General features: G+C 38.5%; 19 protein-coding genes. 13 read left to right on the plus strand and 6 right to left on the minus strand.

What is annotated here, in order from left to right; genetic code table 11:
* Positions 1 to 95: 95 nt before the first annotated feature.
* Both EHW67_RS12840 and EHW67_RS12845 read left to right on the plus strand, forming a co-directional pair.
* Positions 96 to 986 (plus strand): DUF6268 family outer membrane beta-barrel protein, encoded by an 891-nt coding sequence (locus EHW67_RS12840; protein ID WP_126162793.1) that lies wholly within the window; start codon positions 96 to 98, stop codon positions 984 to 986.
* A gap of 12 nt (positions 987 to 998) precedes the next feature.
* Complete coding sequence (locus EHW67_RS12845; protein WP_126162794.1) at positions 999 to 2,162, plus strand: sigma-54-dependent transcriptional regulator; 1,164 nt, start codon at positions 999 to 1,001, stop codon at positions 2,160 to 2,162.
* 112 nt (positions 2,163 to 2,274) lie between these two features.
* Here the strand turns inward: EHW67_RS12845 and EHW67_RS12850 are convergent, their stop codons facing one another.
* The gene (locus tag EHW67_RS12850; protein WP_126162795.1) at positions 2,275 to 2,964 is read right to left on the minus strand and encodes a hypothetical protein; all 690 of its coding nucleotides are present in this window, start codon (positions 2,962 to 2,964) and stop codon (positions 2,275 to 2,277) included.
* Between the two features lie 385 nt (positions 2,965 to 3,349).
* Between EHW67_RS12850 and EHW67_RS12855 the strand changes: the two genes are divergently transcribed.
* From EHW67_RS12855 to EHW67_RS12865, 3 genes are all read left to right on the plus strand, one after another.
* On the plus strand, positions 3,350 to 4,228 hold the full coding sequence (locus EHW67_RS12855) for a PPK2 family polyphosphate kinase (protein ID WP_126162796.1): 879 nt from the start codon (positions 3,350 to 3,352) through the stop codon (positions 4,226 to 4,228).
* Positions 4,225 to 5,610 (plus strand): M20/M25/M40 family metallo-hydrolase, encoded by a 1,386-nt coding sequence (locus EHW67_RS12860; RefSeq protein ID WP_126162797.1) that lies wholly within the window; start codon positions 4,225 to 4,227, stop codon positions 5,608 to 5,610. Before EHW67_RS12855 ends, EHW67_RS12860 begins: the two co-directional genes overlap by 4 nt.
* Before the next feature lie 301 nt (positions 5,611 to 5,911).
* Positions 5,912 to 6,844, plus strand: a complete 933-nt coding sequence (locus EHW67_RS12865) for a peptidylprolyl isomerase (RefSeq protein ID WP_126162798.1) — start codon at positions 5,912 to 5,914, stop codon at positions 6,842 to 6,844.
* A gap of 440 nt (positions 6,845 to 7,284) precedes the next feature.
* On the opposite strand, the gene EHW67_RS12870 is transcribed toward EHW67_RS12865, so the two are convergent.
* Both EHW67_RS12870 and EHW67_RS12875 read right to left on the minus strand, forming a co-directional pair.
* The gene (locus EHW67_RS12870) at positions 7,285 to 7,476 is read right to left on the minus strand and encodes a cold-shock protein (RefSeq protein ID WP_026812084.1); all 192 of its coding nucleotides are present in this window, start codon (positions 7,474 to 7,476) and stop codon (positions 7,285 to 7,287) included.
* Between the two features lie 425 nt (positions 7,477 to 7,901).
* Positions 7,902 to 8,540 (minus strand): peroxiredoxin, encoded by a 639-nt coding sequence (locus EHW67_RS12875; RefSeq protein ID WP_126162799.1) that lies wholly within the window; start codon positions 8,538 to 8,540, stop codon positions 7,902 to 7,904.
* 152 nt (positions 8,541 to 8,692) lie between these two features.
* Between EHW67_RS12875 and EHW67_RS12880 the strand changes: the two genes are divergently transcribed.
* The gene (locus EHW67_RS12880) at positions 8,693 to 9,247 is read left to right on the plus strand and encodes a YfiT family bacillithiol transferase (protein ID WP_126162800.1); all 555 of its coding nucleotides are present in this window, start codon (positions 8,693 to 8,695) and stop codon (positions 9,245 to 9,247) included.
* 103 nt (positions 9,248 to 9,350) lie between these two features.
* On the opposite strand, the gene EHW67_RS12885 is transcribed toward EHW67_RS12880, so the two are convergent.
* Complete coding sequence (locus EHW67_RS12885; protein WP_126162801.1) at positions 9,351 to 9,911, minus strand: thioredoxin family protein; 561 nt, start codon at positions 9,909 to 9,911, stop codon at positions 9,351 to 9,353.
* Positions 9,912 to 10,203: 292 nt separating this feature from the next.
* Here EHW67_RS12885 and EHW67_RS12890 point away from each other — a divergent pair, with 292 nt between their 5' ends.
* On the plus strand, positions 10,204 to 10,542 hold the full coding sequence (locus EHW67_RS12890) for a tRNA-binding protein (protein WP_126162802.1): 339 nt from the start codon (positions 10,204 to 10,206) through the stop codon (positions 10,540 to 10,542).
* Positions 10,543 to 10,764: 222 nt separating this feature from the next.
* Here EHW67_RS12890 and EHW67_RS12895 read toward each other — a convergent pair whose 3' ends face one another.
* Both EHW67_RS12895 and EHW67_RS12900 read right to left on the minus strand, forming a co-directional pair.
* Positions 10,765 to 11,136: a PUR family DNA/RNA-binding protein gene (locus tag EHW67_RS12895; protein WP_126162803.1), complete on the minus strand. Its 372-nt coding sequence runs from the start codon at positions 11,134 to 11,136 to the stop codon at positions 10,765 to 10,767.
* A gap of 79 nt (positions 11,137 to 11,215) precedes the next feature.
* Positions 11,216 to 12,970, minus strand: coding sequence for an ABC transporter ATP-binding protein (locus EHW67_RS12900; RefSeq protein ID WP_126162804.1), 1,755 nt, complete (start codon positions 12,968 to 12,970; stop codon positions 11,216 to 11,218).
* A 179-nt stretch (positions 12,971 to 13,149) separates the two neighbouring features.
* Between EHW67_RS12900 and nusB the strand changes: the two genes are divergently transcribed.
* The 6 genes from nusB to EHW67_RS12930 all read left to right on the plus strand — a co-directional run bounded on the left by nusB (position 13,150) and on the right by EHW67_RS12930 (position 18,013).
* Complete coding sequence (gene nusB, locus EHW67_RS12905; RefSeq protein ID WP_126162805.1) at positions 13,150 to 14,097, plus strand: transcription antitermination factor NusB; 948 nt, start codon at positions 13,150 to 13,152, stop codon at positions 14,095 to 14,097.
* A 42-nt stretch (positions 14,098 to 14,139) separates the two neighbouring features.
* Complete coding sequence (locus EHW67_RS12910) at positions 14,140 to 14,613, plus strand: DUF1573 domain-containing protein (protein ID WP_126162806.1); 474 nt, start codon at positions 14,140 to 14,142, stop codon at positions 14,611 to 14,613.
* Between the two features lie 12 nt (positions 14,614 to 14,625).
* The gene (gene yajC, locus EHW67_RS12915) at positions 14,626 to 14,913 is read left to right on the plus strand and encodes a preprotein translocase subunit YajC (RefSeq protein WP_126162807.1); all 288 of its coding nucleotides are present in this window, start codon (positions 14,626 to 14,628) and stop codon (positions 14,911 to 14,913) included.
* 96 nt (positions 14,914 to 15,009) lie between these two features.
* Entirely contained in the window at positions 15,010 to 16,329 is a 1,320-nt protein-coding gene (locus EHW67_RS12920; protein ID WP_126162808.1) for a Gfo/Idh/MocA family protein, read from the plus strand.
* A 311-nt stretch (positions 16,330 to 16,640) separates the two neighbouring features.
* On the plus strand, positions 16,641 to 16,952 hold the full coding sequence (locus EHW67_RS12925; protein ID WP_126162809.1) for a hypothetical protein: 312 nt from the start codon (positions 16,641 to 16,643) through the stop codon (positions 16,950 to 16,952).
* A gap of 29 nt (positions 16,953 to 16,981) precedes the next feature.
* On the plus strand, positions 16,982 to 18,013 hold the full coding sequence (locus EHW67_RS12930) for a hypothetical protein (protein WP_126162810.1): 1,032 nt from the start codon (positions 16,982 to 16,984) through the stop codon (positions 18,011 to 18,013).
* Positions 18,014 to 18,049 lie beyond the last annotated feature (36 nt).

Genomic DNA, 18,049 nt, shown 5'->3' on the forward strand with positions numbered 1-18,049 from the left:
TAGATTTGGGAAATTTGGTATTAGTATTCCATATCCGCTAAGAGAGGTATATGTTTTTTGGTTCCCACTATTTAAAAATATTCAGGTCTTATAAGATGAAAGTACAAAAGCGAATTCATTTAAGGGGAATAGGGGTCTTATTGGGATTTTGTTTGTTGGTAAATAATAGTTATTCCCAAACCCCTGATGTATTTAGGTTTGAGTATATGTTGATGCCGAGAAATTCGGATGAGGCAAAGCTATCCCGAATTAAATTGGTGGCCAATGTGCCCATTAAGATTGGGAAAAACGATAATATTATATTTGGAGGGGAGTACAATAGAATGGCGTTTGACCTTAGGCGTAACGAGCCGTACAATGACGTTGTTACAAGAACCTTCCATGTGGCAGATTTGAATATGGCCTATATATTGCAGTATAATCAGGATTGGCGCTTTGTAGGGGTGCTTACTCCTAGATTATCCTCTACTTTGACCAATGATATTGGTGAGGGCGATGTATCTCTCAATGCAACTGTAGGGGCCATAAGGGACATGCCAGACCTGGAAAAGCCAACACGCTTGGTTTTGGGCTTGGCATATAATTCAACCGTTGCGGTACGGGTTCCCTTGCCCGTTGTTTATTTTGAAAAACGATTTCATCCTAATTGGGCTTATGTGGTAGGGGCCCCAAAAAGCGGAATGAAATATTTTATTAATGATAGGCATATGCTTCAAACGGAGTTTATTTTGGATGGATACTACGTAAATCTTCAGAACGCCGTAATTAGTTCGGATTCTGGAGTGGCATCCTCCATTTCTACCTCTGTGGCACTTTTTACCTTTGGTTATCAATATGCAGTTGCAAATAATATTTTCTTTTATGGTTATGCCGGGCACACCCTGTTTCAGGCCGGAGTGCTACGCGACGATGACAGAAATAACATTTTTACATTGAACGATGAACCCAGTTTTTATTTCAGGGCTGGTTTTCGAATAGGAATTTAAAATTATATTACTATGTCAAAAATACTGGTTATAGAAGACGAATCGGCCATTAGAAGGGTCTTGGTTAAAATTTTGGCTGAAGAAAATGATAGCTATACGGTGGTGGAGGCCGAAGATGGTTTATTGGGATTGGAGGCAATAAAAAAGGACGATTTTGACCTTGTATTATGCGATATTAAGATGCCTAAAATGGATGGGGTAGAAGTATTGGAATCTGTAATGAAGATAAAACCGGAAATTCCTTTTATAATGATTTCGGGACATGGGGATTTGGATACAGCTGTCAATACCATGCGCCTGGGTGCCTTTGATTATATCTCTAAGCCACCAGATTTAAACCGCTTGCTTACCACGGTACGAAATGCCTTGGACAGAAAGGAGTTGGTAGTAGAGAACAAAAAATTAAAGAAAAAGGTCAGTAAGAATTATGAAATGGTCGGGGAGAGTAAAGAAATCTCCGTAATTAAGGAAATGATAGAAAAGGTGGCCCCTACAGATGCCCGTGTTCTTATTACAGGATCCAATGGAACCGGTAAAGAACTAGTGGCACATTGGATCCATGAAAAAAGCGAACGCAGTAGCTTTCCTTTTATAGAAGTAAATTGTGCGGCCATACCTTCCGAATTAATAGAGAGCGAGTTGTTTGGACATGTAAAAGGAGCGTTTACCTCTGCAGTGAAAGACCGTGCAGGCAAATTTGAAGCTGCTAATAAAGGCACTATATTCCTGGATGAAATAGGGGATATGAGCCTATCTGCCCAAGCCAAGGTATTACGGGCCCTTCAGGAGAACAAGGTATCCAGGGTAGGATCGGATAAAGATATTAAAGTGAACGTTAGGGTGGTGGCAGCTACCAACAAAAATCTAAAAAAGGAAATAGAGGAAGGAAGATTTAGGGAAGATCTATATCATAGGTTGGCCGTAATTCTTATAAAAGTACCATCCTTAAACGATAGAAGGGATGATATACCATTGCTTATTCAGCATTTTGCCAATAAAATAGCTTCCGAACAGGGTAGCGCCCCAAAAAAATTCTCTGAAAAAGCCATAGGGCTTCTTAAGGGCTTTGATTGGACAGGAAATATAAGGGAACTGCGCAATGTTGTGGAGCGACTAATAATACTAGGAGGTAAAGAGGTGACCGAAGAGGATGTAAAACTATTTGCCAGCAAATAGAGAGCTGTTTACTTCATCTAAGTAGCCTATAGATAATACCTAACTGGTCCCTAAGGACATAGGGTTGGTTAATAGCTCTTGGTAGTAACCAATAGTTACCTATACTTTATAGTTATTTTTGACAATCCTGTAAACGCTCCAGTGCTTTGGCGGCAATTTCTTTTGTCTTTAGATTGTAATATTTTTTACCCTCGCTAAGGTTAGGTTTTAACAATTGCTGTTCGCTAATATTGTAAATGTTTTGGGTAAATGCCAAAGCTTCCTTACATTCTACGGACGAAACCACCTTATCCAGGGATTCCTTGAACCTGGCCAAGGAAACGTCAATTTTGTTTTCCAGGGTTTTGTTATCCATTATTTTGTAAGAATTCTTTTGGGCTATGGACGACTTTGTATTCATCGCCAGAATATCGTTCCCATATCTGCTGTTGTGAGAGTCGTGTTGCTCCAAAGCTTCCAAGCTTCCCAATGCATTGTCCAAAGCTCTTTTTAGTAGTATCCTGGCACTTTGTACAGTCGAGGCCTTGGTTGCATTTTTTAAGTTTTGGGAGCTGTCCAGAATAAGATCGGTAGCATGCTCACAACCACAGTCCTCTAATTGGGACTTTGATTTAACAATGGCGTTCAAGGCTTTGTAAGCAAAATATTTGGACATATTTATGTCTTCTGTAGCTATAGCCTTTTCGGTCTGAGTTTGAATATAGCCAATATTGGACCCGGCATATTCACAGGCTTTACTGTTTTTAAATGAAGGGAAAATAACGGTCGCCAAAGCGCATGCAGTGATTACGGATAGTTTCATAAAGTAGGTTTTAGTATTGGGTTATACTGGGAAATATAACGCAGTAAAGATAAGGTTATCACTCGTTTTTGTAGGATTTTTTCGATAAAGTACGCTGATTTTCAGTTTTTTGGGGCAAGAAGGGTGTTTTAACTGGTCGTAGGAAAATATTTGCCAATGTGTTAAAAAGGTTAAGGCTGTATCATGGGTGGTGCAATGAGGCACTTTGATCCTTATTTGATAATAGTAGGAATCTTAGCTCAGTACTATTACTTAGGTAGAACCCCTCTGCAATGTCGCAATTACCTCCCAAGCTTAATTTATAGTTTAAGTGTTAGGTATATTCAATTAATTCATATATTTTTTAGTTTTAAAATGCTGCAATTTGCAGCACTAAGCACATTCCATGAAGAATATAGAAGCATCTACTTATAAGGCGACGAGTAAAACCAGATTGGCCGATTTGGATACAAGGGAAGATTTTGAATCTTCGGATAAAAGGTTAAGAAAAGCCTTGGAAAATATAAGGGTAGAATTGGGAGAGTTTCAGGACACCTTATATGCCCATTCAAAATACAGTGTTCTTATTTGTATACAGGGAATGGACACCGCTGGAAAAGATAGCTTAATTAGGGAGGTTTTCAAGGATTTTAATGCTAGGGGAGTGGTGGTACACAGTTTTAAGGTCCCAACGGAGTTGGAACTGAAGCATGATTATTTGTGGAGGCATTATATAGCCCTACCTGAAAAAGGAAAGTTTGGGGTTTTTAATCGCACCCATTATGAAAACGTATTGGTGACCCGGGTACATCCAGAATATATTATGGGAGAAAATATCCCGGGAATAAAAAGTGTATCAGATATAGATCAAGGTTTTTGGGATAAACGTTTTGAGCAGATAAATAACTTTGAACGTCATATTGCCGAGAATGGCACTGTAATTTTTAAATTTTTTCTGCATTTGTCAAAAGAGGAACAGCGACAGCGATTACTGAGAAGGTTGGCCTTAAAAAAGAAAAATTGGAAGTTTTCACCAGGAGATTTAAAAGAAAGACTTCTCTGGAATGAGTACCAAAAATGTTATGAAGAGGCGATAAACAAAACCTCCAAGTCCCATGCTCCGTGGTATGTAATTCCATCGGACAATAAAAAAGCAGCCAGGGTAATAGTGGCGTCTGTGTTGTTGGAAGAGTTAAAAAAATACAAAGATATTAAGGAGCCGGAGTTAGATGATAAAATAAAGGCTAATTTAGAGGAATATAAAAAACAATTAGAAGAAGAATGAGGTATTTATTGCTAGTATTACTACTCTTGGCAACACAGCTTAAAGCACAACAAAGTGATGAGACCCAAATAAAAAATATTTATAATGAAGCCCTTGTCAATGGCAAGGGGTACGGGTGGTTAAATTACCTTTCCAATCAAATAGGAGGTAGACTCTCCGGTTCCGTGCAAGCACAACAAGCCGTAGAGTATACCAAGGAGGTTATGGACTCTCTGGGATTGGACCGGGTGTGGTTACAACCGGTTAAAGTACCAAAATGGGTAAGGGGCACCCCAGAATTTGCTTATCTGGAAAGTAACCCCGGTATTACCAATAATGTGCCAATATGTGCTTTGGGAGGGTCGGTAGCAACTCCTTTTGGAGGGTTAAAGGCCAAAGTGGTCGAGGTAAACGGCATAGAGGGGCTTGAAGCCTTGGGCCGGGAAAAAATTGAAGGTAAGATCGTATTTTTCAACAAGCCAATGGACCCAACCAACATTAATACATTTCAATCTTATAAAGGCTGTGCAGATCAGCGCTATTCCGGTGCGGCGGAAGCGGCCAAATATGGTGCCGTAGGCGTTATTGTGAGGTCCTTGAACCTAAGGTTGGACGATTATCCACATACTGGAGCCATGAGTTATGGTGATACCCCTGTGGAAGAAAGAATCCCTGCGGCGGCCATAAGTACCAATGGTGCCGAACTACTTAGCACCACCTTAAAACTAAACCCCAATATTAATTTTTTCTTTAGGCAAAATTGTAAAGTACTACCAGATGCCGATTCATTTAATGTTATAGGGGAAATAAAAGGAAGTACCTACCCCAACGAGATTATGGTGGTTGGGGGGCATTTGGATTCTTGGGACCTGGGAGATGGTTCCCATGACGATGGTGCAGGTTGCGTGCAAAGTATGGAAGTGTTGAGGTTGTTAAAGGCAACGGGCTATAAGCCTAAACGAACTATTAGAGTGGTGCTTTTTATGAATGAGGAAAACGGACTTAGAGGTGGGGTTACCTATGCGGAACAGGCAGCCAAGAAAGGGGAAAGGCATATCTTTGCCCTTGAAAGTGATGCCGGAGGTTTTACTCCGCGAGGTTTTTCCTTTGACTGTGACCAGGCAAATTTTAATCAGGTGCTGGGCTGGAAGAGTTTGTTTGAGCCTTATCTGATTCACTTGTTCAATAAAGGCGGCAGTGGAGCGGACATAGGCCCTCTTAAGAACGATAATATTGTTTTGGCAGGATTGCGACCGGATTCGCAACGTTATTTTGATCATCACCATGCTGCAAACGATACCTTTGAACATGTAAATAAACGTGAATTGGAACTGGGAGCGGCCACAATGACCAGTCTAATCTATTTATTTGACACCTATGGCGTTGTTCCGTCGAGCAACTAATACCATAATAAAGCCATCACTTCCAAAAATGGAAAAGTAAAAGAGCTGCTGAAAGGTTCAGGGGGCAATCCAATACATAAGCGTATATTCTTTGGTTCTTGGTTTTTTAAAAAAAACAAAGGGCTGCTAGGTGAGGTAGTGGACTTATTATCTATAGTACCTAATAGAAGCAGAAAGAATCTCCGCCTAAGTCATATATGCTTATTTAGTGTCTTTGAATGCAGCTAGCTATAATACAAGGAGTAACAGTTTTAAAACCAAAAACAAAATGTTACCTTTGCAGCTTATAAAAATTAGCGATATGCAAGACGGAATTTATGCAAAATTCAATACTTCGAAAGGAGATATAGTAGTAAAACTCACACATGATAAAACCCCTGGAACAGTGGGTAATTTTGTGGCTTTGGCAGAAGGAAATTTGGAAAATAGTGTTAGACCACAGGGGAAACCGTATTATGACGGTTTGAAATTCCATAGGGTTATTCCAGATTTTATGATCCAAGGTGGTTGTCCACTTGGTACAGGTACTGGAGATGGAGGATATAAATTTGACGATGAGTTTCATCCAGAATTGACCCATGACGGTCCTGGAGTACTATCAATGGCCAATGCGGGGCCAGGAACCAATGGTACCCAATTTTTTATTACCCACGTGGCTACACCATGGTTGGATAATAAGCACTCTGTTTTTGGACATGTTGTAGAAGGGCAGGAGGTAGTTGATGCTATTAAACAAGGTGATAAAATAGAGCAATTAACCATAGAGAGAATTGGAGACGAGGCCCAAAAATGGAACGCCATTGAGGCTTTCAGAACTTTTGAAGGGTCTAGGGAAAAAAGATTGGCGGAAGAAAAGGCAAGAATGGCCGCCGAACTGGATAAGGTAGCAGCTGGCTTTAATGAAACAGAAAGCGGGCTTAGATATAAGATTGTTCAAGAGGGAACCGGACCTAAATCTGAAAGTGGAAAGAACGTATCCGTACACTATGAAGGGGCTTTATTAGATGGTCAGGTATTTGATTCTTCTTACAAAAGAAAGGAACCTATAAGTTTTCAGTTAGGGGTAGGACAGGTAATCCCAGGATGGGATGAAGGTATAGGACTGCTTAAAGTTGGGGACAAGGCCAGGTTTGTTATTCCATCACACCTTGGCTATGGAAGCGCAGGTGCGGGAGGAGTTATTCCTCCTAATGCTACCCTAATATTTGATGTAGAATTAATGGGGGTGGGTTAATTCCTCCTACTCTCCACAATTATAGTGAAAGGTTCTAAGAAATTAGAGCCTTTTTTTTGTGCTGTCGCAGGCCGGTAAATTTTGTATCAGGTGTGCCAACAATTGAGTAGGCGCAATGCTCCGTTAAAGATGGCAATTCCCTTAATTGCTTGTTTATCGCTTGGTTCTGTTTAAACTAAGAACAAAAAGTGCAATGTTAATTACCAATAAAGATAAGAGTATGGTGAAAAAGGTGGTCATGATACAGCTATTTAATGGTTTATATTCAGTGTTTGTAAGCTAGATGGGAAAAGAATGGAATGGTTGCGTAGAAAATATAAATATTACAAGAATATTAAATTGACATTGTATTGGATATTCCTAAGATAGAATGGGGCAAATAAAAAACCCATCCTATTGGATGGGCTCTATTTTCTAAAAAAAATTGTTTCGTAATTATATTAAATCACTTTTACGTTTACCGCGTTCAATCCTTTTTTACCTTGTTGTAGTTCAAATTCTACAACATCACCTTCGCGAATTTCGTCGATTAAACCAGAAATGTGTACAAAGTGATCTTCGCTTGAGCCTTCCTCAGTGATAAATCCAAAACCTTTAGAATCATTGAAGAATTTTACTGTTCCTTTATTCATTATAAAAAATTAAAAAAATTATATTAGGTGCGAATATAGGGTATAATTATTTAACTATATGATTTTTCGACAGTTATATTTTTGTTCTCCTAGTATGTGGCTTCCCTTTTTTTGCTATTTTGTGGAGCTAAACCATTGTCTGCTAATGTCCTTGCTGCATTATTTTTTCGCGATGAAAGACAGTTTTTTCTTATTTCCGCTGGTATTGGGATTATAGTTTGCACTTTTGGCATGGATGACTGGACCCCTGTTCTTGAACAACGAATTTGGAATATAGTATAATTGGAAGGCTATAGGAATAAATAGATTTTTATGCAGGAAGTATAGCAGAAAAGTTTATGAAAATTTTAGGGTGAAAGAAAAAGGTCTTCCCCAATTTGGAGAAGACCTTTATTACATCTCGTAATGTTGTATACTTATTTATACTAAATATTGGGCTGTGGTGTCATCCTTAAATATGGCTTTATTTCCTCCACTCCTTTTGTAAATATCTTTTTGGCATCCTCGGTGTTGATGGCCGGACTTACCACTACTTTTTCTCCATGTTCCCAGTTCGCCGGTGTAGCAACTTGATGGTAGGCAGTTAATTGTAGGGAGTCAATAACCCTCAGCAATTCATGAAAATTACGGCCCGTAGAAGCAGGATAAGTGATTATTAGCTTAACGGTTTTGTCTGGGGCTATAATATACACAGATCGTACCGTTAAGTTATTATCCGCATTTGGGTGGATCATATCGTAAAGAGTAGATACCTTTTTGTCTTCATCCGCAATAATCGGAAAATTTACCGTGGTTTCTTGTGTTTCATTAATGTCCTTGATCCATTCGTTATGGGAGGCCGTACCGTCTACACTCAAGGCCATCATTTTTACGTTTCTCTTATCAAATTCATCCTTAAACTTCGCAGCAGTCCCCAATTCTGTAGTACAAACAGGGGTGAAATCTGCTGGGTGGGAGAATAGTATTCCCCATCCGTCACCTAAATAATCATAAAAGTTGATCATGCCCATAGAGCTATCAGCTGTGAAATCAGGAGCGATGTCGCCCAATCGTATTATTGCCATTTCTTATAGTTTTGATTAAAATTATACTCTATAAAATTAGTAGATTATTATGGAACCGACTTTTTTTAAAGGTTAAAAATCTATTAAAATTTAACAAAAATTGTATAACCCTATGTTTATGCGGTATAAGAAAACTTGCTTAAATTTAAGCTATGAAAGACAGTACATTAGAACAGTTAAGGTATCCTATCGGACATTTTGTTTTTAGTCCGGAAGTCAGTGATATGGTTTTATCAGATTGGATCTCCCAATTGGAGGCACTCCCTGCCCGTTTGGAAAGTTTAGTGACCCCGCTAAACGAGCAGCAACTAAATACTCCGTATAGACCTGGAGGTTGGACCGTAAGGCAGTTAGTGCACCATATTGCCGATAGCCACCATCACAGTTACATCAGGTTTAAATGGGCCTTAACAGAAGAAAGGCCTGTTATAAAAGCCTATTATGAGAAAGAGTGGAGTAAATTGTTTGATGCCAATAATGCGCCTATTTCGCTTTCATTGGATTACTTAAAGGCACTGCATGCAAAACTGGTATATCTTTTAAAAAACTTGACCCGGGAACAATTGGACAGGGTTTATATTCATCCGGAAAGCGAGGCAGAGGTAAGCATTTTGGAAAATATTGGAAAATACGCGTGGCATGGCAATCACCATTTGGCCCATATTGAGCAATTGGTTAAGCGTGAGGGCTGGAAGCAAGTAATTTAATGGAACAAATATTAATTAGTGCGTACTGTAAAAGCCTAGCCCTAAATTAAGGGTTAGGTCCCTGAGTAGATAGCAGGGAATTACCCGTTACTAATAATAGAAATCACGTTTTTTTCCATTTTATATTACAGCCAATACTGGGTTTTTGGTTCTTGTCAATTTCGTTGCCAGTGAGTAGGGCATTCATAGCCTCTTTTAAGTCCTCTCCCGTCACATCTATTCCATTACCAGGACGGGAACTGTCAAATTGACCTCGATAAACCAATTTTAAAGAATCATCAAATAAATAGAAATCTGGAGTGCAGGCTGCATCATAAGCCTTGGCAACCTCCTGTGTTTCATCGTATAGATAAGGGAAGGAATACTTCTCTTCCTCACTTACCAATTTCATTAAGTGGGGGGCATCTTGGGGGTAATTTTCTACATCATTGCTAGAAATGGCAATAAAGGAAATCCCCTTGGGTTGGTAGTCCATGGCAGTTTGGACAATAGCGGCATTAAGGTGCTTCACAAAAGGGCAATGGTTACATATGAACATTATTACCGTGCCCTTGGCACCCTTTAGCTCTTCTAGATTTTTAAGATTTTCAGTTGTAGTGTCAATTAAGGAAAAATTGGGAGCTACTGTGCCCAAAGGCAACATATTACTGGGTGTGTTGGCCATGACTTTAATAGTTTTAAACAGGTATATATACAAAGTTATAAGAAATCTAAATTAGTTGTATGCCAATAAAACATTACTTTAATTCCGTCCTATTAAATTGATGGATTATGAGAAATATTGGCTAGTTTAGTTTGTTGCTGTAATTGGTAAACGAAATGGTTGATGCTTGGTGATAATGGGAGAAAAAATTTAACGTTTATAGGTTGTACTGGGATTCATTGTAATAAAAAAAAGTATAGATTTGAACTGTTAATATTCCAATGGATATAATTAATAAACCGTATCTAGATAAATGAGCGAACAAATAACTTGGCCCGATTTTTCCAAAGTGGATATGAGGGTAGGTACTATTATAGAAGTACAGAGTTTTCCTGAAGCTAGGAATCCCTCTTACAAATTGATTATCGATTTCGGTGATGGAGTAGGGGTAAGGAAATCATCGGCACAAATAACCCGTAGGTACACCAAAGAGGATCTTTTGGGGAAGCAAATAATTGCGGTAATAAATTTTCCAAAAAAGCAAATTGCCAATTTTATGAGTGAATGTCTTATCCTTGGTGCCGTAGACGGTTCGGACGTCATATTGTTGCAACCAGAGGCTAAAGTGCACAACGGCCTAAAAGTATCTTAGGCATGGTCAATAATGTTTTAATAGGAAAATAGGAAAGTAAAAGGTGTTAGCTTAATGCTTCGCTTGTTTTACCTAAGGTAGAAACTGCTAATAAGGGACTAAATTTGTATAAAATAAATCTTATAGTTCCCAATTAAGAAAACCATAATTAAATAGACTTAAAAATAATACGGCCCTTAAAATTAAGGACCGTATTATTCATTTTGCAGTAAGCGGGTAGGCTTAAATATCATCAAAGCTTACATCGGTGAAGCTATCTGTAGCACTGCTAGATCCATTTTGGCTTACGTCTTCCTTTTTAAAATCTTTTTGGTGACGTTCAGAAATTACCTCTGTACCTTTTTCGTCGATAATATAATTCATCATCTCATCCAAATTATCCCTAAAAGCGGCAAAGTCTTCTTTATATAGATATATCTTGTGTTTTTTATAATGAAAAGAACCATCATCATGGGTGAATTTCTTGCTTTCGGTGACCGTTAAATAGTAATCTCCAGCTTTAGTACTTCTTACATCGAAAAAATAAGTTCTTCTACCTGCTCGTAAAACTTTTGAATAAATTTCTTCTTGGTCCATTAAATCTTTATCGCTCATTTCGTTTAGTGTATAGTTAATTTACATAGGTATTTATCTGTCAAAAGTGGAAAAAAAAACCTAATATAACAACATTTTTCTATTTTTCTTTCTCAGAAAGTTGGTGCATATACAGCTCCTTATAATATCCGTCTACGGAATTTAATTCTTCATGTGTTCCTTCCTGAATCAATTCCCCGTCTTCCAAAACCAATATTTTATCTGCGTTCTTAGCCGATGAAACCCTGTGGCTAACGATTAGGGTGGTTTTGTTTTCGGATTCCTTTTTAAGCTGATTTAGGATTTCCTCCTCAGTTTCAGTGTCTACGGCAGATAGGCAATCGTCAAAAAGATAGATTTTAGGGTCTTTTAGTAGGGCCCGTGCAATGGACACCCTTTGTTTTTGTCCCCCGCTCAAGGTGATGCCCCTTTCACCTAAAACTGTCTCGTATTGTTTACTAAAGCCTATGATATTTTCATGTACAACTGCCTTTTTGGCTACGGCAATAATTTCCTCATCGGTAGAATTTTCTTTTCCAAATTTAATATTGTTTTTGATGGAGTCCGAGAATAGAAATGCGTCCTGAGGTACCGCTCCAATGGATTGACGCAGGCAATTGAGGTTTAACTGTTCTATGGGGGTATTGTCTATTAGGATTTCGCCAGAATCAATATCGTATAATCGGGCAATTAAATCCAATATAGTCGATTTTCCGGACCCCGTTTTCCCTAGTATGGCTACAGTTTTTCCCTCCTCAATAGTAAAGGATATATTCTTTAAAGCCGTGATATTGGTATCCTCATAGGTAAAGGTGACGTCTTTAAACTCTATTTTTCCACTTATTGGGGTTTCTTTGTCCACGGTGTTGGTTATGCTGGGCTTTTCCTGTAGAAATTGATTAATTCTTTTTTGAGAGGCCTCCGCCCTTTGGACGATAGAGGTAACCCATCCTACCACGGCAACCGGCCAAGTAAGCATGTTTACGTACAAAATAAATTCGGCAATAATCCCAATTGAAGCTATTTCCCCATCTATATATTGTTTTCCACCAATATAAATGACAAAAATATTACTGATACCTATTAATAGGATCATTAGTGGGAAGAACCAGGCGTTAACCTTGGCCAGGTCCATACTTTTGTCCTTGCCTTCCAGTGCCAAGGACTTTAATTCTGTATTCACCTTAGGTTCCAAGGCATAGGCTTTTATAACCGAAATGCCAGAGAATGATTCTTGGGTAAAAGTAGAGAGGGTAGATAGAAACTCCTGCACTATTGTACTTCGTCTATGGATTATCTTACTAATCTGGTATATCAATACAGATAATATAGGAAGGGGTAACAGGGCATATAGGGCGAGTACCGGTGCCTTAATGAACATAAGCGGAACAAGGCAAACAAAAAGCGTTAAGGTTTGTATACCGTACATAATGGCCGGTCCGCCATACAATCTCACCTGATTTATATCTTCACTAATTCTGTTCATTAGATCGCCTGTCCTATTCTTTTTGTAAAAGTTGAGACTTAATAACTGATAGTGATCAAAAACTTCATTTTTTAGATCGTATTCTATATATCTGGATACATTGATAATGGTCTGCCTCATCAAAAATGTAAAGAAACCAGAAAGTAGGGCCGCTCCAACTATAATCAAGATATATTCCAAAAGCATTTCCTTGGCCTCTGCCTTAATGATATTATTGCCCACAAAACCTTCCACGACCTCTATGGATTTTTTTACATAAGAAGGCATTACTAATTGAAAAACCCTTGCAATTATGGTTATGACAATGCCAACGAGGAGTTTTAGTCGGTATTTTTTAAAATATTTATTTAGATGTTTTAGTTCTTTCATCCGATTGGAAACAGGAATTGCAAGTTTATAATTACAATGTGGCAAATATAGTTCATCAGATCTAAACGAAATGTTATAAAACACATAAGATAATACCTGAAAACGTAGTAGGGATTAAAAAATATAATCCTACTTTTGTACCCGAAAGATTTATATTTATTACTAAAGTTCTTTAAAAAATGCTTACAAGAAGGCACATTAGGGTTAAAGTTATGCAATGTATTTACGCATTGACACAATCAAAGGATGATTCCCTTGCAAAACAGGAGAAATTTTTAAAAGTAAGCATGGAAAACATGTATTCCTTATACCTCTTAATGCTGAGTCTTTTTATAGAGTTGCACGAGAGGGCAGAGGAACAGCTAAACTTATCCTCCAAAAAATATTTAAAGAATACCTCTGACAATTATCCGGACAAGGAAAAATTCTTGAAAAACAAATTACTTATTCAAATTTCGGGCAATAAATCCTTAAAAGAGGAACTGGCCAATAGAAAATTAAACAATTGGTATCTTAATGAGGAGTATGTTCGGATTATCTACCAAGAGGTAATGGAAAGTGATATTTATGCCACTTATATGTCCAGTACCCAGAATAGTTATGAAGAGGACAAAAAGCTTATCATAGATTTATTTCGGGAAATCATTGCACCCAATGAAAAGATTTACGACTATTTTGAGGATGATAAATTAACATGGGTAGATGATATACCTATTGTAAATACGTATTTGTTAAAGCATTTCAAGAAAGTTAAGGAAAGCAGTCTGCCTTCTTATTTCTTGCCAGAACTTTACAAGGACGAGGAAGACTTGGTATATGCCAAAAGGCTTTTGACAAAAACGCTTTTGAACAATGCCAAGTTGGAGCAGGAAATTGAAGGGAAAACCCCCAATTGGGATAAAGATAGGATAGCCGATATTGATGCCATACTCTTAAAGATGGCCATTTGCGAACTTTTAAACTTCCCCTCCATTCCGGAAAGGGTGACCATAAATGAGTTTTTGGAGATAGCTAAAGAGTATTCAACTCCCAAAAGCAGTATTTTTATCAATGGAATTTTAGATAAGTTGGTAAAGGAGTACAAACAGGATGGAAAGCTAAAAAAAGTAGGTAGGGGTTTGATGTAAGCAAATAATCGTTAATTTTGCCCAAATAAAAAAAATAAACAGATGAAAAGAATATTCTTAAGCCTAAGTGTTATTTCTGTATTGGCACTTTTTTCCTGTAAGGAGAACGCTTCCAGTAAAATCAATGCTTCCAATGTAGAAGTTGCAGCAGAAAGGGATGAAGCCGCCAAAAGTCTTCCTGTAATGGAATTTGATAAAGTAGAGCATGATTTTGGGACTATAGAGCAGAACGCAGCCCAAGAGACGGTTTTTACCTTTACCAACACAGGTGAAGCCCCTTTGATTATTACAGACGCCAAAAGTAGCTGTGGCTGTACTATTCCCGAATATCCAAAGAATACTCCTATAGCTCCTGGTGAGAAAGGAGAAATGGTGGTTAAGTTTAATGGTTCTGGGCAAAACCAGGTAACCAAAACTATAACTGTTACCGCCAATACGAGCAAAGGAACCGAAACCCTTAGAATAAAAGCATTTGTAACTCCTAAAGGAGCAGGTCCGGTTGGTCCTGTTAAATAAGTAAAATAAATTATGTTAGAACAATATCCATATCTTCCGCTTATTTTAATGTTTGTGGTGGTGTATTTCTTTATGATCGCACCCCAGAGAAAACGTCAAAAACAGGAGAAGAAATTTGCAGAAGAATTAAAAAGGGGAGATAAAGTAGTTACCAAAAGTGGTATGCACGGAAAAATTGCCGACTTAAACGACAAGGATTTTTCATGTGTGATAGAGACCATGGCCGGTAAGATAAAATTTGATCGTTCTGCCATTTCAATGGAAATGAGCAAAAAGCTGAGCGAGCCGGAAAAAAAGTAATTTTTTTTCTACCACATTATTAAAAGCACCAACCGAAAGTTGGTGCTTTTTTCGTTGGAATAAATTGTATATTCATGCAATTAAAATTAAAACGTCATGATCAATAATCGAAGAAAATTTCTAAAAAAGAGTTCCCTTTTGGCCATGGGTACCGGGGCATCCCTATTGTTTCCTATGGACCTATTGGCTTCTATTAGGAAGCATATTAGTCCGAATGATAGAATTGGTGTGGGGTTAATAGGGTGTAAGGGGATGGGATTTAATGATTTAACGTCTATGTTAAAAATAAGTGAGATGGAGGTTGTGGCCCTTTGCGATGTGGATGATAGGGTCTTAAATGATAGAACTGCCGACTTGCAAAAAGCAGGGATAAAAAAGCCTAGATGGTACAAGGACTATAGAAAATTATTGGACGATAAGGATATAGACGTCGTAATAATAGGGACTCCGGATCATTGGCACTGTTTACAGCTTGCCCATGCGGTGCAAGCTGGAAAGGATGTGTATTGCGAAAAACCATTGGCCAATTCCATAGAGGAATGTAATCTTATGTTTAGTTTGGTTCAGAACAGTGATCGGATGGTTCAAATTGGGCAATGGCAAAGGAGTCAACCCCATTTTGTAGACGCCATCAATTTTGTACATTCTGGAAAATTGGGAGAAATACGGTTGGCGAAAGCATGGGCCTATCAAGGCTGGATGGGTTCTATCCCTGTTTTACCAGATACGGCTGCTCCTGCTGGTGTGGATTATGATATGTGGTTGGGGCCTGCACCCAAAAGACCATTTAACGCCAATAGGTTTCATTTTAATTTTAGATGGTATTGGGATTATGCTGGTGGACTAATGACAGATTGGGGGGTACATCTAATGGATTATGCCCTGTTTGGGATGAAGGCGAACACCCCAAAATCGGTTATGGCCCTAGGAGGAAAGTTTGCGTATCCCGATGATGCTTCAGAGACACCGGATACCTTGCAGACCGTTTATGAGTATGATGGTTTTTCAATTTTGTGGGAACACGCTACAGGTATAGATAATGGTAATTACGGACGTAATCATGGTATAGCCTTTATAGGTAACAACGGAACACTTGTTTTGGATAGGAAGGGTTGGGAGGTAATCGCCGAAAAAAATAAAATGCAAGGAATGCCTTTACAAAAAAACCAAGGTAGCGGACTTGATAAACACACGGCGAATTTTATTGAAGCTGTGAAATCCAGGGATGCCTCTAGATTAAAAGCGCCATTGAAGGTAGGGTATGATGCTGCCATGGTTTGCCATATGGGGAATATAGCCTTTAAAACGGGCAATAGGATAAACTGGGATAATTATTCAGGACAATTTTCGGATGAGGCCTCTAACGCTTTGATAAATGCCCACTACCACAACGGATGGGAATTACCAAAAATATAATTCTTGTCCCTGTGCTTTGTGGAAGTTAATGGTCGAATATGGACATGGTGATTTATGATTGGAGCACATTGAAGTATGTTATGCCGCCTAGTGGTACACGTGCTTTCCATTCCTTTTATAGAAGACTAATTGGATTCGAGAAAGTCAAGGAAATCAGAATCGGGTTTAAAATAATAAGGCCTGCATAGAGATTGTTTAAATCGCGATTTTTTATTTTTCTTGTTCTGATTGTCTATATAATGGAAAAATTTTGCTTTTAGTAAATAGAGGGGCCACATTAATTGTGGTTGCTCCATATAAAATCGTATAGTTTGAGAGAGGATAACGGACAATCAGAGGGAAATGTAAAATTAACGAATAGGGAAAAGGAGCATTTAAAATCCAGGCTCCTGGGTTCCGTCCGTTCCTTGAAGGCAAGAAGACGGAGGACGAAATATTCCATAGGTATTTCCATGGCTGCGTCAATAGCCCTTATCGTGGGGTTGTGGCTATTTTTTGAGGGAAATGCTACCCAATCTATTTCTGATTTTGCTAAGAGCTCCACACATAGTAATAAGATGGAAGCAGATGAGGTGGTGTTGGTTCTTGAAGAAGGGGAGAATGTGGCCCCATTAAATCGGTAGATGTGGGTCCCGGCGAGTCCAATCATATTATGTTTACAGATAATGAAATAGGGGAATGGGTACGCGTTAAGCCCAATAGGGCAACAAAAACAACGGTACATTTTTTTTACGGGGATACTGAAATTAGAAACAATGCGCCCAGTTCCATATTTAAAGGTATAGCTAATATTTCGGAAAATGGGAGTAATGGGGGCTTGTTATGGGCTCTTGGGGATAATAGACGTACCCTAGGGGTGTTGGCCGGTAATATTTCGGGAACTAAATTTAATGAGACAGGGTACTATGAGCTGGACTCCTTATTGAACCTCGTTAAAAAAGAGGATGAAAAAACTATAAGTTTTATGAGGGATAAGGTGTCTATACCTAAAAATGTGGTGACGGTAGATGCGGCCTCAGTGCTGGTTGTAGATGATAAAGGCAGGCGCTGGAGACTGCCCATGGGTGTTGAAGATTTCAGGGAAAAAACAGAAAATAGCGCCATGCGCATTTGTCGTGAGGTAGCCACAGAACGTGATCTATTCAATTGCTCAGGAACATTTTATGAATTGCCAGCAGAGAATGCCGATGGCTTTGCCAAAATTAGACCGGTATCCTCCCATAATATGCAAATTCATGACTACGCTTCCTATAGAGGACTGTTTGTACTAACAGGGATACAATCTGATTACTCTGGGGATTCAGAGCACATTATTCAATCTACTGATGGAAAAGCCAAGCTTTGGGCCGGAACAATAGATGACCTATGGAAGTTGGGCAAACCAGTAGGTGTAGGGGGTCCTTGGAAAAATACCCAAGTAAAGGCTAATCAACCTTCAGACCCTTATTTAATAGGATTTTATGATGAAAAGAGTATCAAAATTTCCAATCATTCAAAAGAAACGGTTACCTATAAAATAGAAGTAGAGCCTATTGGTCATGGTCCTTGGATGACCTATAAGGAATTTGAAATAAAAGGAGGAGAGGATTTGATATATAATTTCCCCCATAATTTTCAGTCGAGATGGATTCGGTTGGTGGCCAATAAAAACACTAAAGCCACGGCCTGGTTGGAGTATAAATAAGATAAGGGTTAGTAAATAGTAATTAAAATAGTGTTT

Source organism: Arenibacter aquaticus, assembly GCF_003957295.1.
Taxonomy (GTDB): domain Bacteria; phylum Bacteroidota; class Bacteroidia; order Flavobacteriales; family Flavobacteriaceae; genus Arenibacter; species Arenibacter aquaticus.